Raw genomic sequence first — 16,218 nt, forward strand, 5'->3', positions numbered from 1 at the left:
GTGGAAGCCCGAATCCTCAGCTGCAAGGCCGGCCTCCCCGTCGACACGAACCTGCTCGAAGCCCACTACCTAAGCCGCGGTAACGTGCTCCGCGTGATTCAGGCGCTCATCGCCGCGAACAAGGCGAACATCAAGCTCGACTTCAAGGAAGCCGCCGCTATTGACCTTGCCGGCCGTAACGTGCTCGAAGCCGTGCAGATGTCCGTGAACCCGAAGGTCATCACGACCCCGAAGGTTTCTGCAGTGGCCCTCGACGGTATCCAGCTGCATGCCGTGACCCGCATTACCGTGCGCGCTAGCATCCAGAAGCTGGTCGGTGGCGCCGGCGAAGACACCGTGATTGCCCGTGTGGGCGAAGGCATCGTGTCTTCTATCGGTTCTGCGAAGAGCCACAAGGACGTGCTCGAGAACCCGAACATGATTTCCAAGAAGGTATTGGCTTCCGGCCTCGACGCCGGTACGGCCTTCGAAATCCTCTCCATCGACATCGCCGACGTGGACGTGGGCCAGAACATCGGCGCTATCCTCGAGACCGACCGTGCCGAAGCCGACAAGAAGATTGCACAGGCCAAGGCCGAAGAGCGCCGCGCCATGGCATACGCCGCCGAACAGGAAATGAAGGCGAAGGTCATGGAAATGAAGGCGAAACTCGTGGAAGCCGAAGCCCAGATCCCGATGGCCATGGCCACCGCCCTCCGCGACGGCAAGCTCGGCGTGATGGACTACTACAACCTGAAGAACATCGAAGCCGACACGCAGATGAGGAAAGAAATAGGCAACGCCCCCGAAGCGAAGTAATCAATGGAAGGCCTACTCATACTCATAGGCATCTGGCTCCTGGATGTCGTCATCAAGAAGGTTGCCGCCAACCGAAAGAAGCAGCAACAGATTCCGCCGACCGTAAGCCGGCGCGAAGAGATTGAAGACGACCCGGACAAGTACGGGACTGAAGAGGCCCCGCGTGCGCCACGTTCCCTGCAAGATTTAATCCGGCAGTTCAACGAGGCGCAGCGAGATTCAAGCCAGGGAACCTACGTGCCGCCCGACCCGCCGGTAAAAAGGCATCGCGACCCGAACAAGCCCATCACGCTCCGCGATGTCGCCGAAGTCGTCATCGATATCGATACCGTCAACCTGGAATTCTTGATGGATGAATTCGAGGTCGACGAGAATACCGCCGCCGAGATACTCATGGCGTTGCAGGCCCACCGCATCGTGGGCCACGACATGGGCGAAGGCGACTGCGACGTACTCGTGCACGACATGGAAGAGCTCGACAACCTGCTCAGCCGCGAAAGACGTGTCGAAGAAGAGCGCAACGAGACCCTTCGACAGGCTCAGGGTGACAACGACACGGAACGCGATGATGCCCGCCGCCAGGAACTCGAGCGCCAGCGTGAACTGAACGCCCTCGAAGAGCGCGCCAAATCCGCACGCGAAGCGGCCGCGGCCATTTCGGATTCCGGCGCATCGACACAAAGTGAGGAAGCGGGCGTTCGCACCCGCAAGCCCATGGTATCGGCCAAGGATATTGCCGATGTGCGCAAGGGGTTCATCTGGGCGAAAGTACTGGACGAGCCGCGTTTCAAGCGCCGCTGGAGCATGCAGTCAAGGTAAGAATCAATCTGCCTTGAGGCGATCTTCAAGAAAGCCGATTTCGTACCGGTCCATACCGATATTTACAAGATAGTCGACCGTCGCCCCCGCGAGGTCGGCATTTTCTATATCGGAAATGTCAACTCCGGCTTCGGCATAGGTTTCTATCCAGCGTGCCACGAACTCGTTCTTCAGGCGGTTCAGCTCCGCCTCGTCTAGCATGACGCGCTCTTCGTCGATGACGTTGTAGAAATTCGTAAAGCTCTTGATGTAATCGGCCAAGATTTCATCGAGGGACGCCCCCATCAACGCCTCCAGAACCGCGACGGCATAACCGGTACGGTCCTTGCCTTCCCTGCAATGGATAAGGAACGGACCGTCGTAGGTGTAGATGTAACGGAGAATATTCACGAAGCCGTCCTTGAATTCCTGCAAGGAAACTGTCGACGGCAAACCGGCATAGATTGCGCTTTGCGTATAGTAATAGGTCTTTTTGAATCCTTCGAAACTGTAGGCGACCTGAATCTTGTCGGACAAGTCGATGAACGCGGTGATACCGGCCTCGCGGGAAAGCGAATCTGCATACCTGTTGCGGCCCAGGCTCGGGTCGATCGGGCTGGAAGAACGGTACAGGATTCCCTTCTTGAATCCCGTAGTCGACACCATCCGGAAATTGGCAAATTCCTCGACGCTCAAGTCAGGATAGTACTTGATGGAATCCGCACGCTGCAAGGCATAAAGCCTTTCGAGAGCTTCCTTGTAGCCGCCTTTCTCGTGCAGTCTTATCCTTACCTTCAGCGGCTGTTCCACCTCGCCGTCCAGAATCAGCCAACGTCTCGATTGTTCATCTTCCTTCGAAAAATCCACCGACACCTGGGTCATGTTCTTGGCCAAAAGGACATAATCGTCGCCGGGATTCGCCCAAAGCATCATCTGCCCGGTCGGCACGTCGTAATACGACTTGACCAGCGGAACAACAAAGGCGTCGTACCCCTGCGGAATTACGGCAAGGACATCGCCATATTCAAAGCATCGCGTGATCTCTTTCACATCGTACCGGATGGCTATAAGGCCTTTGTTGAAAGAAGACGTTTCTATCGTCTCGGTCTCTATGGATTCACATGGGTCAAAAGTCAAGGAATTGCTACAACCGGAAAGGAGAATTGCCGAGAAAGCAATCCATGCGAGGTCCTTCGGAATGAAACGGCCGGTTGAATGCATTGGAAAACGCCAGTATAGCTTTTTTCATGTAAAATTACTAAATTTGAGGCCATGAAAAATTTTTACGTAACGACACCTATTTACTACGTGAACGATGCCCCGCATATCGGGCATTCCTACACCACCGTCCTGGCCGACATTCTTACCCGATTCCACAAGATTCTGGGCTACCAGACTTTCTTCTTGACCGGTACCGATGAACATGGCCAGAAGGTGCAACGCGCAGCAGAAAAGCGCGGCGTGACTCCGCAGGAACATGTGGACGAATACTACCACCGTTTCGAAGACCTGTGGAAGAAAATGGGTATCGGCAACGACTTCTTTATCCGCACCACGATGCCGGAACACAAGGCTTTTGTGCAGGAATGCCTGCAGAAGCTCTGGGACAAGGGTGAAATCTACTCAAAGGAATACGAGGGCTGGTACTCCGTGGGCGAAGAACGCTTTTTTGGCGAAGACGAACTCGACGAGAACAAGTGCGACCCCATCAGCCACCGCCCGGTGGAATGGCTCAAGGAAAAGAACTACTTCTTCAAGATGGGTTCTTACCAGCAGAAACTCATTGACTTCTTGGAAAGCCACAAGGATTGGATCGTGCCGGACTACCGCTGGAACGAAATCCGCGGGTTCCTGCGCCAGCCGCTGAACGACCTGTGCATCAGCCGCCCGAAGGCTCGCCTCAGCTGGGGCATTCCTCTGCCGTTCGACACCGACTACGTGACCTACGTGTGGTTCGACGCCCTGCTGAACTACGTGAGCGCCTCGACCGCCTTCCACAAGACTTATGCCGACGGCACGCCGATTTGGCCCGCCACCTACCACCTCATCGGCAAGGACATTTTGACGACCCATAGCGTCTATTGGCCGACCATGCTCATGGCCCTCGACATTCCGCTCCCGCAACACATCCTCGCCCACGGCTGGTGGCTCGTGAACGGCGGCGAAAAGATGAGCAAGTCCGCAGGCAACGTGGTGAACCCGATGGACTACATGGAAAAATACGGCATCGACGCATTCCGCTACTTCCTCGCCCGCGAAATGGTGGTGGGCCAGGATGCGAACTTCACGCACGACGCCTTCGTGCGCCGCATCAACAGCGACCTCGCCAACGACCTCGGTAACGTGCTGAACCGCGTACACCGTCTGGTCCTCAACAACTTTGAAGGCAAGCTCCCCGCAGCGACCTCCATCGGCGATGCCGAGAAGGAAGTCATCGATCTCGCGAACAAGGTGATTGCCGAAATCAAGGAAGGCCTACCGCAGGCACGCCTCTCGCAGTCTATTGAAACGATTATGCAGCTCGTGCGTAGCATCAACCGCTACCTCGAAGTCAAGGCCCCGTGGAAGCTCGCGAAGGATCCCTCCCTCAAGGACGAACTCGCGACCGTTCTCTACGTTTCTGCCGAAGCCGTGCGCCTCTCGCTCTGCCTGCTGTGGCCGGTAATTCCGGGCAAGGCCGAAGAAGGCCTCGCCATGATCGGTTGCAAGTTCCAGAGCGCCGACGACCTCGCCTGGGGAATCCTCAAGGGTGGTGAAGCGTTCGGCGAAGGCAAGCCGCTCTTCCCGCGCATCGAGGAAGAAGTCAAGAAGCCCGAAGCCCAGCCGAAACCCAAGCAGAACAAGCCGCTGATGGCCGCCGACGTGCCCGCCGCCATGGACATGCGCGTCGCCCAGATCAAGGAAGTGGCCGACCATCCGGATGCCACGAGCCTCTACGTACTTAAGGTTGACGCTGGCGAAGGCGAACTCCGCACCATCTGCAGCGGCCTCAAGAACAGCTACAAGGCCGAAGAACTCCAGAACCGCAAGATTTTGCTGTTCGCAAACCTCAAGCCGAGCGCCCTGCGCGGCATCATGAGCCAGGGCATGCTCTTTGCGGGCGACCTCGACAACGAAGCTCACACCTGTAGGCTCGTCTCCGTGCCCGAAGACGCGAAGCCGGGTGACCGCGCCCTGTTCAAGGGGGTCGCCCCGAACGAACCGCGCGAGCTCAAGGTGAAGGACTTCGAGAAAATTGCGCTCTCCGTGAAGGGTGGCGCCGTATTCTGCGACACCCTCGCGCTCGAAGTGAACGGCAAGCCCGTGACCTGCGATGTCGCCGACGGCAACGGAGTGCATTAACAGACGAAAGAACGGCGCTTCGCGCCTATAGACGAAAGACAAAAGATAATTGCCCCGGTCAATGCCGGGGCTTTTTCGGTATTATGGCGCGGTTTTACGGCAGTTTCAGCTTGTAGATTTGCGGCCAGTTCTTGCCGGTGACCCACAGGTTCTTGCCGTCGTAGGCGATTCCGTTCAGCACGTCAATATTGTTGTGGGCACGAACCAGCGTCTTTACTTTTTCGGTCAAATCCAGGTATTTCACGACTCGGCCGCTAGGCAGTTCTATAACCGCAATCAAGCCCGTCTGCCAGATGTTTGCATACAAAGTATTGCCAACAATTTCAAGTTCGTTTAAGTTCATGACAGGCTTGCCAGCATCGGTCACCGAAATAACGCCCACCACGTTGAACGCTCCGAGAGCAATCCGCAAGAGTTCATTCGAGCCATTGCTCATCAACAGGTCGTTTTGCCAATAAGTCACCCCCCAACCTTCTGTCGGGATGCGGAACTCGCCCTTGGCACGGAACGGCTTGCGGTTATAAATAAAGGCCTTCTTCGATTTCCAGGTGAGATAGAATATGTCCTCCCCCACGGCAATGGAACCTTCGCCGAAATAGCGTTCTTCCAGGCGGGCCGAATCAAGGATTTTTCCATCAAGTGTACGGCGGTAAAGACCAGACATTCCATACTGTCCTGTAGTCTCGACAAGTTCCTTGCCGTCGAAAAACAGCCCCTGCGTAAAGTGTGTCATTTCGTGCGGTACCGAATCGACGATATCGGGCACCACGCGCGGAGTCTGCGCAAATGTCAAAGACGATAGAGCGCAGATGGTGGACGAGAGAATAGCAATAAGGGGCAAGCGCATGTTTCAAAATTACTAATTTTAACACATGGGCGAAATTAGAACACCGGCCAAGGTCAAGATTATCGTAGGCGTCCTCGCGAAGGACTCCCAATCGGTAGAAGATGTCCGCGAGACTCTCCGCAATCGGTTTGGCGAAGAAGACCTGAACCTGTCCCCGTTCCCCTTCACGTTTACCAACTACTACGTCGACGAAATCGGCGACGTCCCCGTCCGAGCGTTCTTCAGCTACGAGACTCTCGTGGAACGCACGGAAATTGTCGACATCAAACTTTGGACAAACGATATCGAACTTGAAATCGCCGAAAAGAACGGCACTCCGGGACTGCGTCCCGTGAACCTCGATCCGGGCTACATGACACTCGGACAGTTTTTCCTGGCCACCACCAAGGACCAGCGCCAACGCGTGTACATGCAGCGCGGAATCTTCGTGGAGCCCACGCTGTACTTCCAGGACGGACACTTTCACGCCTTCGAATGGACCTACCGCGATTACCAGAGCGAAAAATACATCCAATACCTGGAGCAGGTACGCGCCCGCCTCGCCTACCAGATGAGCACGGGAAAACCATACCGACTCAGACGAGAAAAAGAAGTTACTAGTTCCAAGTTACTAGTAACTAGTAACTATTAACTGCACTGCTGGTGCTCACATTTCACACTACACACTTCACACCACACATTTTTATGAAAGCCGGAATATTCACAGTCATCCTCCTCATCATCAGCAACGTGTTCATGACCGCTGCGTGGTACGGGAACCTCAAACTCAAGGAAATGCACATCAGCACCGACTGGCCGCTCATTCTCGTGATTCTCGCATCGTGGGGTGTGGCCCTCATCGAATACTTCTTCATGATTCCCGCGAACACTATCGGCAGCAAGATTAACGGCGGGCCCTTCAGCCTCATGCAGCTCAAGGTCATCCAGGAAGCGATTTCCATCACGGTCTTCACCGTCATCGCGACAACGGTCTTCAACAACGAAGCGCTCCAGTGGAATCACATCGTCGCCTTCGTTCTCATCGTCGGGGCCGTTTTCTTCGCCTTCCTGAAGTAAGCCCAAGGGATTGACGTGTCGTTTTTCGGGAAAACATCATGGACCAGCCTAATCGTTTCCATTGCGATTGCGCTTGTCTGCATGAACGTTCCCGTAGACGCCAAGAGCAGCCAGGCGGCCAAGAAAAAGGAAAAGACGTCCGTCCAGAAGAAGTCCAAGCCATCAAAAAAACAAAAAAAGAAAAAATCCGTTTCCAAGCAGAAAAAGGCCGAATCCGATTCCAGCACCGTGAGAATCGATGCGGACGACCCAAAAGCCTTTACCAAGGCGCTATTGCTAGAAAAAAAAGGTGTCAAGTTCGAGGTTGTCGGACAAAGTAATTCCGATACACCCAAAATAAAGCCCAAGAGAAAGGACGACAACAACTATCTCGACTTTTCTTCGATGCTCGTCCCCATCACGCACGAAGCACCGGTGGGTTCCAAATACGGAATCCGCGATCATCGCCTGCATAGGGGCATAGACGTGAATGTCATCAAGGGAGAGCCCGTCATCGCGGCTCTTCCCGGCAAGGTAATCATGTCCAAGTACAATTCCGGTGGATACGGTCACTACGTCTTGCTGGAACACGAAAACGGAATCCAGACCCTATACGGACATCTTTCGGAAAGACTTGTCAAAATTGGCGAGACCGTTTTCCCTGGAGACGTCGTCGGTCTTGCTGGCAACACCGGCAAGTCTTCCGCAGCACATTTGCATTTTGAAATCCGTTACGGAGAAATTAACATCGACCCGGAAACAATTATCGACTTCCCCAAATGGGAACTCAAGAAAAACATAAACAGGATTTCAAAGAAAAAGATTACGACCGCGCATTATAACATGCAGCGGAAACTCCAGAAAGAAAACTTCTATATCGTAAAAACCGGCGATTCCCAAGGCGATGTCGCCAACTGGTTCAACATTTCCATCCCGGCACTTTGCAGGATCAACAACCTGAAACAAGGCGCCCCGCTGAAAGCAGGCCAAAAACTCTACGGGAGCAAATGACACAGCCAAAGGCAGTGTCATCCATTCAGTTTTATAAATGCATGCTTCAACTCTCTAGCGGCAGTCTCGGGGTCGGCAGCCTTCATGATGGCAGAAACGGCGCAAATGCCCGCAATACCAGAACCCTTCAGCACAAAGATGTTGTCCTTGTTGAGCCCGCCGATAGCGTTGACGGGAATGGGCACAGCCTTCACGACATCCTTGAGCGTTTCTACCGGGGTAATGACCGTGTTTACATGAGTCGTCGTGGGGTAAATGGCTCCACAGCCCAAATAATCCGCACCCTGCTCGTAGGCTTCGAGAGCCTGGGGAACCGTCTTGGTGGTTGCGCCGATTATTTTATCGGCCCCCATGAGTCTGCGGGCCAGGTTTACCGGCATGTCGGACTGCCCTACATGAACGCCTTCCGCCCCAATAGCGAGTGCCACATCCACACGGTCATCAATGATCAGCGGGATGCCGTAGCGGACCGTAATCTCGTGCGTCGATGCGGCCAGTTCCATGTACTCCCGCGTAGACTTGTCCTTTTCGCGCAACTGGATAATGGTAGCCCCACCCTTGCAGGCAGCTTCCACGACAGGCAAAAAGCTCTCTGCGGGAACACAAGTACTATCGGTGATAAAATAAAGGGTCGTATCGAGCGTGTTCATATAAAAAAAATAGCAAAAATGCCCTGAAAAGTGTGATTTTCGTTAAAAAGCACAATTTTTTTTGAAAAAAAAGGCCATTCGGATATTAAAAAAAATCTATTATTCATGTAAAGGAGTGGTTTTTGCAAAAGGATGTACACGATGCTTATGCAAAAGCAAACATTGGGAAAAAAGGGCTTCACACTAATTGAAGTCATGGTCGTCACGATCGTCATGGGCATTCTTGCCGCAGTGGCCGTACCCAGTATTTTCGGATTAGTCGAAAAATCCCGAGAAAAAATTGACTTGACAAAATTGTTCTACCTGCGCGACGCACTGAACAGGGCATTGCTGGAAAGCGAGAACGCCTTGTACAACAGCGCTTCGGTAGCGGACTCGGTTCTAGATAAAGCGCTAAAGAGCGAATCTGGCGTTGACTTGTTCATTCTAGAAATGCGTCCGGATCTTCCTGGAAACGTCCAAAACAGGCACAACAATATCAATGCCGGCTCGCAGATGAGCAAATTGGTCGGAACCAGCGGAGTCTGGTACGACGCATTGAAAGAATCCGGATTCAACGGGGTCGCAGACATCCTTATCGCAAGGGAGAGCGGAAACGCCTGGAAAAAAGACGGTGCGACATTTTATTCCCAGCCGTATACAGACGCTTGGGGGAAAACAGATTATCGAACCTATCCCAAAGAACAGCTGTTCATCAGCAGACTGTTGAATCGCGGTAAAGAAGCAGGTCCAAAGCAAGGACAAACAAATTACCGAGTGAGAGTAAGTTTCCAGTGGAGCAGATTAGACGAGCATAGCCAATCTATAGAAGTGGCCTTGCTTCCCGCCGGAAAAGTAATGTGGCAAAAGAACGGAAGAGGCAGTGCGCTTCTCTCGGATCACGGAGTCTGCTTCTCGACCTATGGCGATGCCGGTTGCGCCGATTACAAGTACTAGCCACTACACGTAAAGGTAATCGTTCAAGACGGGCTGTAAACCTTCGCCCGAAATGTCGCCGTACATATCGTTAAAGCTACGCGAGTCGTTGATTTCGAACTGTTCGTCGCCACCTTCGCCGTCATCGTGACCGCTGTACTTGCTTTCGTGGTCGCCAATGCCCGTCGAAACGCCGGCAGAAACCTTCGTCGCAGCGATTTTCACAATGCCGTTGCGGAATTCCTTGCTTTCGCGGCTCGAGACCGTGATACCCACAAACGGGAGGAAGATGCGGTAGGCGCAGAGCACCTGGCAGAGTTCCTTCTCGTGAACGTCGAGCGGGTCAATCTTGTCGTTGTTGATAATCGGGCGGAGTCGCGGGCAGCTTAAGCTCATTTCGGCATGCGGGTACTTCTTTTGCAAGTAATACACGTGCAGCGCGGATGCGAGCGCGTCGCGGCGGAAGTCCGAAAGGCCGAGGAGTGCGGAGAACGCGACACCGCGCATACCCGCCATGAGGGCGCGTTCCTGCGAGTCGAAGCGGTACGGGAATACACGCTTGTGGCCGAGCAGGTGGAGTTTTTCGAAGCGCACCTTGTCGTAGGTTTCCTGGAAGACGGTCACGTAGTCCACGCCGCATTCATGCAAGTAGCGGTATTCGTCGACGTTGACCGGGTAGACTTCCACGCCCACCATGCGGAAATACTTGCGGGCCAATTTGCAGGCCTCGCCGATGTATTCCACGCTGCTCTTCGCGCGGCTTTCGCCGGTGAGAATCAGGATTTCTTCCATGCCGCTGTCGGCGATGACCTTCATCTCGTGCTCGATCTGCTCCATCGTGAGCTGCATGCGCTTGATATGGTTGTAGCAGTTGAACCCGCAATAGACGCAGTAGTTTTCGCAGTAGTTCGCAATGTAGAGCGGCGTGAAGAAATAGACGTTGTTGCCGAAGTGCTTGCTGGTCTCGATTTTCGCCTTCGCGGCCATCTGTTCCAAGTACGGAGCCGCGGCCGGAGAAAGGAGCGCCTTGAAGTCTTCGAGCGTGCAGCGTTCATGTTCCAGGGCGCGCTTCACGTCCTTGCCGGTGTACTTGGAATAATCGTAGTTCTCGGATTCGGAGAGGACCTTGTCGGCGATGTCCGACTGGATGACTTCCATGCCGGGCAGGTAATCCATGATGTTCGTGCGGGCGCTCGGGTCCGTCTCTATGCGGTGTTTCTTCGCGAGAGCGCCTTCCGAAAGGTTTCCGGAATCGAACAGGTAGTTATTGTCTTTTCTTTCTGCGGTCATTGCACATGTCCCGAAAAACTAGTCGCGCAAGAATCCCGTGAGCGGGTCGGATGCGGAAGCGCCGCGCGTGAGAACGCGCCCAAGGCCTGCGAGGTAGGCCTTGCGACCCGCCTCAATGGCAAGCTTGAAACTCTGCGCCATAAGCGGCAAGTCGCCCGCGGTAGCAAGCGCCGTATTCGCCATGATGGCGGCAGCGCCCATCTCCATCGCGGCACAGGCTTCGGAAGGTTTGCCGATACCCGCATCCACAATGATGGGCAAGTCGATTTCATCAATCAGAATCTGGATGAATTCGCGCGTGGAAAGGCCCTTGTTACTGCCAATCGGAGCGGCAAGCGGCATCACGGCTGCGGCACCCGCGTTAGCGAGGTCGCGCGCCACGTTCAGGTCCGGGTACATATACGGCATCACCACGAAACCCTCCTTCGCGAGGGTTTCGGTCGCCTTGATTGTTTCGTAGTTATCGGGCAAAAGGTACTTCGTGTCGCGCATGATTTCGATCTTGACGAAATCGCCGCAGCCGAGCTCGCGGGAAAGGCGCGCGATGCGGACCGCCTCGTCGGCGGTGCGGGCGCCGGACGTGTTCGGCAACAGCGTCACGCCTTTCGGAATGTAGTCGAGGATATTCTCGTGGTCCTTCGTGTTCGCCCGGCGCACCGCCAGGGTCACAATCTGTGCCCCCGCATCGCGCACCGCGGCTTCAATCAATTTCAGGGAATACTTTCCAGAACCCAGGATAAAGCGGGAACTAAATTCATGACCGCCGATAACAAGTTTGTCGTCCATAAAGCCTTCTTTATGAAATTTTTTCGGGGGTAAATATAGAATTATTCCAGCCCGAGAATCAGGCGGATGGCTGTCAGTGCCTGGTGGGCGGCGCAGAGCATCACGCGCGGTGCAACTAGGCCAATTCCGTCGTTCACATCGCTCTTGCCGTCGCCGCAGAGGTAAAAATGTTTCGTGATTTTGCGGGTCGTAATCGAATTACCGCCATCATAGCCCGCCATCCCGGAAGCGGCAACCAAATACTTCTCCGGCATCGTCTCGAGAACGGCGTTCACGAGCATCGCCTTCGCCTCGGCATTGTCGAACGCCTCGCACACGATTTGCGCTTTTGCCACCTGCCGCGAGACACTCTCGGCAGTCACCTTCTCGAAATGCGTTTCGTATTCCGTGTACGGGGCAATCTCTTTCAGGTTCGCCAGAAGCGCCTCGGGCTTCGGGAGCCCCACCTGGCTAGCCTTGTACTGCTGACGATGCAAATTCGTCACATCGACACAATCAAAATCCACAAGGATAAGCTTCCCCACCCCAGCACGCGCCAGGGAAATGGCGATATTGGAGCCAAGGCCGCCCAACCCGCAAACAGCAACCGTCGCCGCCTGCAACTTCCGCACGGCAGCGGCTCCCTGACGCTTTTCGAGCGCGGCGAGCATTTCTTCGCGGGAAGGTTCTCGCATTTGCGATTTCTCGCCAGGCATCACCCGCCACCCACGAAGTTCACAACCTCGACGACATCGCCGTCGGCAAGCACCGTCTCGGCATACTTCGCCTTCGGCACAATCTCCTCGTTGCGTTCCACGGCAATGCGCACGGTATTGTACCCAGCTTCTGCAAGATATTGCGCGACGGTCTTACCCGCCGCATCAACCGACTGTCCGTTAATCGTTAGCATATGGGCAAAAATAGAAAAAGCAGTGGTTTAAAAAAGCACCCTGTACGGAATCTGCTTGTCCAAGCGACGGCCCTTCAAGTCGCGGTAGCCCTTACCCGGCGCACGTGAATCGTCGCGGAATATGGCCGGACGTGCAGAATTCCGGATAGACGTTATCGTCGTGTCCTTCACGCCTTCGTCGAACTTGATGTTGCCGAGGAGAGTTTCGCCGCCGAGGCCTTCTGCCGTCAGGTAGAAGTCCTGCACGCCCTTGAGTTCCGGCATGTTGGAGCAGCGCACGTCAACCCACTTAGTAGCATCACCCGCCGAGGGTAAATCGCACTTGGAAATCACGTCGCCCTTCTTGCTTTCCTTGCGGATATTCAGCGTACCGCCGGCACCGTTCTTCACCTGCACAAGTACGCCCGGGCCCACGATGGAATCCGTAATCACGTTCTCGAAAATCGCGTAACCGCCGTCCTTGATGGCGAACTCGTCCTTGTCCGTCAAACGCACGCGGATGCCGTTATCGAAGCCGTTCGCGGGAATCGTATCGCGGATAATGCGCAAGAAGTCGAGCCTGTCCAGTTCCGCATAATGCTTGCCCTTCGTAATCTCGATGAAGTTCGAGCCGCGCTTGAGTTTTGCAGGAATATAAACGACAGACTTCTCGGGGAATGCGCTCCACGCGCCCGTCAGCGGCAACTCCACTTCCTGGTTCTTGCCGTTGATGCTCACGAAGTGCGAGCTGCCGTTCGCGCCGTCTTCGGTCCAGTTGTTGTCATAGCGGTAGCGGATCAGGTAGTCGCCCGCCTGCGGGATAATCATCGGCAGGCGAATCTTGCTGTCTTCGTAGTTGATGTAGGCACAGAATTCCCCGTTCGATGCATCGGAGCTGCTCGAAATATCCACGTGCGTCAAGGCACCGTGTTCCGCCTCGGCGCTCAAGTAACGCCCGAGGAAGGGCTGCCCCAGTTCCGGCCAGCCATCGTCGGTGTAGACGATATCGCGAACTTGTATGTAAGAATTTCCGCCGTCGTTCTTGTCGTAGTAATGGTTCACGAAACGCTGGCGGTTCACGTCCTGGAACGCCTCGCCGCCCGCAGGCCCGTAGTAGCGCCCGTAACGGCTCAACAGAATCGTTCCACCGCCATCCAGCAACTTCTTGCCGCTGCGGTCCACGTACCCGCCGTCAATGCGGTTGGAGCGCCCGACCGTCGTCTTGTAGGAATTGTTCTCGAGGTCCGCGCCCTTCTTGCAGCAGTTGTCCCACGCCGTGAACAGGTAGTAGTAACCGTCGTGCTCGATGAGGCTTGCGCCCTCGATACCCGAGCCGCCGCGGTTCGCGATGTTGATCATCTTCGCGCCGTTTTTCACTTTGCCTGTTTCTTCGTTCAGTTCCAGAATGTGGATGCCCGTGCCCCACGAACCGAACGCCATCCAGACCTTGCCATTCAGGTCCTTTAACACAGCCGCGTCAATCGCGTTGTAGGCGTCGCTCTTGACCGTGTGAATCACCTCGCCCTGGTCTGTCCAGCCGTAGCCGGGCTTTGTCGGGTCGATTTCCTTGCTCGACATGAACCCCATGCCCGACGAGCGGATGCCCATCTCGGAGCCACAATAATACATGCGGTATTCCCCGCCGATGTAATGAATGTCCGGCGCCCAGATGTCGATCATGTTCGGGGCGTAGTCGTAAAGCCACCGCGAAAACTTCGGCATGGCAGGTTCGCCGTTTTTCCAGTTAAGAGCGTCCTCGGAGAACTGCATGAGCATGTGGTTGTCCGTCGTCGCAAGCGCGTAGCCGTCCTCGTAACGGATGATGTCCGGGTCATGCCCCGCCCAGCGCGTCTCCTTCGCGTACCAATCGGCCGCAAAGGCCGAAGCCGCGAGCATCACGCCAACAGGTAACATTCTTTTGACTACAGGACTCCAATCCATACAATCTCCTTTCCCCTAGTTGATTTATCCCAAGCGCTCGTTGACAACGTCCCAGTTGACGATGCTCCAGAGCGCCTTGAGGTAGTCCGGACGGCGGTTGCGGTAGTCAATGTAGTAGGCATGTTCCCACACGTCGAACGTGAGGAGCGGCTTGAGGCCCTTGGTGAGCGGGTTCTGGGCGTTGCCTTCCTGCGTAATCACGAGCTTGCCCTGCGCATCGGCGGAGAGCCAGACCCAGCCGGAACCGAAGAGGCCTGCGCCCTTCGCCTGGAATTCTTCCTGGAACTTCTCGAAGGAACCGAAATCGCGGGCGATGGCTTCGGCAATCTTGCCCGAGGGGGCGTTGTTTGCCTTCGGGGCCGCAAACTGCAAGAAGTACATGGAGTGGTTCAGGAACTGGCCCGCGTTGTTGAAAACACCGCCTTCGGAGGCCTTCACGATGTCTTCGAGGGACTTGCCTTCGAAGGCGCTGCCCGGAAGCGCCGCGTTCAGGTTGTTCAGGTAGGTCTGCAGGTGCTTGCCGTAGTGAAACTCGATGGTTTCGGCGCTGAGGGCCGGGGCCAGGTCCGCCGCTGCATACGGGAGGGCGGGCATTTCAAATTTTCCGTTTTTCTGTTCGGTCATGGGATTCCTCGCTGTTAGGCGGCTACGCCGCTAGTGAAAAAGACTTTGTTCATAGATTCCGGCTCGGAGGCCGGAATGACGTCATGGCGGGCTTGACCCGCCATCTCGATTCTAAATACTACTCTCAATAAATTCCTTGCGGAACGTGCCGTTGCCGAGCAAAATGTCGATGGGCAGCTTCTTGAACTCGTATTCGTAGGGCGGCTGTTTCCAGGCGAAATCCTTCGGGTACTCGTTGAAGATGTACTGCAAGAGCTTTACCGCCATGTCGAAACTGCGGAACTTGTCGCGGTCGAGCACGTGAATCTGCGCGCCACCGCAAATTTGCCCCGCGCCCTTGTGGAACGTGGGCTGGAAGTAGTTCTCGCGGAAGTACACGCCGGGCAATTTCAATCCGTTCATGTACTTGCAGAGCTTGACTGCATCGATGAACGGCGCACCGAAAATTTCGAACGGGCGAGTCGTACCGCGGCCTTCGCTCACGTTGGTCGCCTCGAACAGGCACATGCCGGGGTAAACGATGGCGGTATCCAGGGTCGGCATGTTCGGGCTCGGCAGAATCCACGGGAGTCCCGTCTGGTCGTACCACATCTTCTTATCGTAGCCTTCCATGCCCAGCACGAAGAGTTCGCACTTGGGGAACCGTTCTTCCTTGAACTGCACCGCCAGTTCGCCGATGGTCTTGGCGTGGCGCGTGCGGATGCTGTGCAGGCCCACGAAACTCGTGTAATCCAGATCCAGCACCGGGCCTTCTTCATCGATACAGTTGATGGGGTTCGGGCGGTCCACCACAATCACGGGGATGCCCGCCTTTTCGCAGGCTTTCATACAAAGGAACAACGTCCAGATGAAGGTGTAGTAGCGGGCGCCAACGTCCTGCAGGTCCACGAGCATCATGTCCACGTGGCTAAGCATTTCGGGGGTGGGTTCCCGGTGTTCGCCGTACAGGCTATAGACGGGTATGCCCAGTTCGGGGTCGGTGTAGCCCTCCCACTCGATCATGTTGTCCTGGGTGTGGCCCTTGATGCCGTGCTGCGGGCCAAAGAGCGCCGAAAGCTTGAACAGCTTGCCATCGTATTCCTTGAGGAGGTCGAGGGTGTAGTGCAGGTCCGGGAGCACCGAAGCCGGGTGCAGGACCGCGCCCAGGCGCTTACCCCTGAGGGCTGCAGGAAACGCTTTTTCAAATTGTGAAAGTGCTAGAGTGACCATAGGCAGGTTAAAAGAAAGCAATAGACAATGATTAGAGGTTAAAAAACGGGGATTCCTATGGTTCTAATCTAGTAAACACCAACGGGCATGTACCTTAAATTTCT

The 16,218-nt window shown here is 55.2% G+C and carries 17 protein-coding genes; 7 read left to right on the forward strand and 10 right to left on the reverse strand.

Translation table 11 applies throughout. From position 1 onward, the window contains the following. Nucleotides 1-798, forward strand: a 798-nt coding sequence (gene floA / locus B3M32_RS00020) for a flotillin-like protein FloA (protein WP_290741986.1), incomplete at its 5' end; no start/stop codon positions are given. A gap of 3 nt (nt 799-801) precedes the next feature. Beyond that, complete coding sequence (locus B3M32_RS00025; RefSeq protein WP_290741989.1) at nt 802-1,617, forward strand: hypothetical protein; 816 nt, start codon at nt 802-804, stop codon at nt 1,615-1,617. A 3-nt stretch (nt 1,618-1,620) separates the two neighbouring features. Here B3M32_RS00025 and B3M32_RS00030 read toward each other — a convergent pair whose 3' ends face one another. Next, the gene (locus B3M32_RS00030) at nt 1,621-2,817 is read right to left on the reverse strand and encodes a tyrosine-protein phosphatase (RefSeq protein ID WP_290741991.1); all 1,197 of its coding nucleotides are present in this window, start codon (nt 2,815-2,817) and stop codon (nt 1,621-1,623) included. A 33-nt stretch (nt 2,818-2,850) separates the two neighbouring features. Here B3M32_RS00030 and metG point away from each other — a divergent pair, with 33 nt between their 5' ends. After that, complete coding sequence (gene metG / locus B3M32_RS00035) at nt 2,851-4,938, forward strand: methionine--tRNA ligase (RefSeq protein ID WP_290742104.1); 2,088 nt, start codon at nt 2,851-2,853, stop codon at nt 4,936-4,938. A 94-nt stretch (nt 4,939-5,032) separates the two neighbouring features. Here metG and B3M32_RS00040 read toward each other — a convergent pair whose 3' ends face one another. Beyond that, nucleotides 5,033-5,785, reverse strand: coding sequence for a glutaminyl-peptide cyclotransferase (locus tag B3M32_RS00040; RefSeq protein ID WP_290741994.1), 753 nt, complete (start codon nt 5,783-5,785; stop codon nt 5,033-5,035). Between the two features lie 25 nt (nt 5,786-5,810). Here B3M32_RS00040 and B3M32_RS00045 point away from each other — a divergent pair, with 25 nt between their 5' ends. From B3M32_RS00045 to B3M32_RS00055, 3 genes are read left to right on the forward strand one after another with little or no spacing between them, the layout of a single operon-like run. After that, complete coding sequence (locus B3M32_RS00045) at nt 5,811-6,416, forward strand: DUF4416 family protein (protein WP_290741997.1); 606 nt, start codon at nt 5,811-5,813, stop codon at nt 6,414-6,416. Between the two features lie 53 nt (nt 6,417-6,469). Next, nucleotides 6,470-6,841 (forward strand): DMT family protein, encoded by a 372-nt coding sequence (locus B3M32_RS00050; protein ID WP_290742000.1) that lies wholly within the window; start codon nt 6,470-6,472, stop codon nt 6,839-6,841. Between the two features lie 15 nt (nt 6,842-6,856). Next, the gene (locus tag B3M32_RS00055) at nt 6,857-7,831 is read left to right on the forward strand and encodes a M23 family metallopeptidase (RefSeq protein ID WP_290742003.1); all 975 of its coding nucleotides are present in this window, start codon (nt 6,857-6,859) and stop codon (nt 7,829-7,831) included. A 17-nt stretch (nt 7,832-7,848) separates the two neighbouring features. On the opposite strand, the gene thiE is transcribed toward B3M32_RS00055, so the two are convergent. Further along, complete coding sequence (gene thiE / locus B3M32_RS00060) at nt 7,849-8,481, reverse strand: thiamine phosphate synthase (RefSeq protein ID WP_290742006.1); 633 nt, start codon at nt 8,479-8,481, stop codon at nt 7,849-7,851. Between the two features lie 141 nt (nt 8,482-8,622). Between thiE and B3M32_RS00065 the strand changes: the two genes are divergently transcribed. After that, on the forward strand, nt 8,623-9,417 hold the full coding sequence (locus B3M32_RS00065) for a type II secretion system protein (protein ID WP_290742009.1): 795 nt from the start codon (nt 8,623-8,625) through the stop codon (nt 9,415-9,417). A 3-nt stretch (nt 9,418-9,420) separates the two neighbouring features. Here the strand turns inward: B3M32_RS00065 and thiH are convergent, their stop codons facing one another. The 7 genes from thiH to B3M32_RS00100 form a co-directional block, all read right to left on the reverse strand. Then, nucleotides 9,421-10,686, reverse strand: coding sequence for a 2-iminoacetate synthase ThiH (gene thiH / locus B3M32_RS00070; protein ID WP_290742012.1), 1,266 nt, complete (start codon nt 10,684-10,686; stop codon nt 9,421-9,423). 18 nt (nt 10,687-10,704) lie between these two features. Next, nucleotides 10,705-11,472, reverse strand: coding sequence for a thiazole synthase (locus B3M32_RS00075; RefSeq protein ID WP_290742015.1), 768 nt, complete (start codon nt 11,470-11,472; stop codon nt 10,705-10,707). Between the two features lie 41 nt (nt 11,473-11,513). Next, nucleotides 11,514-12,146 (reverse strand): thiamine biosynthesis protein ThiF, encoded by a 633-nt coding sequence (thiF, locus tag B3M32_RS00080; RefSeq protein WP_290742018.1) that lies wholly within the window; start codon nt 12,144-12,146, stop codon nt 11,514-11,516. Between the two features lie 20 nt (nt 12,147-12,166). After that, nucleotides 12,167-12,361 carry a sulfur carrier protein ThiS gene (thiS, locus tag B3M32_RS00085; protein WP_290742021.1) on the reverse strand — a complete coding sequence of 65 codons (195 nt, stop codon included), beginning with the start codon at nt 12,359-12,361 and terminating at the stop codon, nt 12,167-12,169. A 27-nt stretch (nt 12,362-12,388) separates the two neighbouring features. Further along, nucleotides 12,389-14,254: a family 43 glycosylhydrolase gene (locus tag B3M32_RS00090; protein WP_290742024.1), complete on the reverse strand. Its 1,866-nt coding sequence runs from the start codon at nt 14,252-14,254 to the stop codon at nt 12,389-12,391. Nucleotides 14,255-14,305: 51 nt separating this feature from the next. Next, nucleotides 14,306-14,905, reverse strand: coding sequence for a superoxide dismutase (locus tag B3M32_RS00095; protein WP_290742027.1), 600 nt, complete (start codon nt 14,903-14,905; stop codon nt 14,306-14,308). A 111-nt stretch (nt 14,906-15,016) separates the two neighbouring features. After that, nucleotides 15,017-16,114 carry an exo-beta-N-acetylmuramidase NamZ family protein gene (locus B3M32_RS00100; protein WP_290742030.1) on the reverse strand — a complete coding sequence of 366 codons (1,098 nt, stop codon included), beginning with the start codon at nt 16,112-16,114 and terminating at the stop codon, nt 15,017-15,019. Nucleotides 16,115-16,218 lie beyond the last annotated feature (104 nt).

It is taken from the genome of Fibrobacter sp. UBA4309, assembly GCF_002395745.1.
Taxonomy (GTDB): Bacteria; Fibrobacterota; Fibrobacteria; order Fibrobacterales; family Fibrobacteraceae; genus Fibrobacter.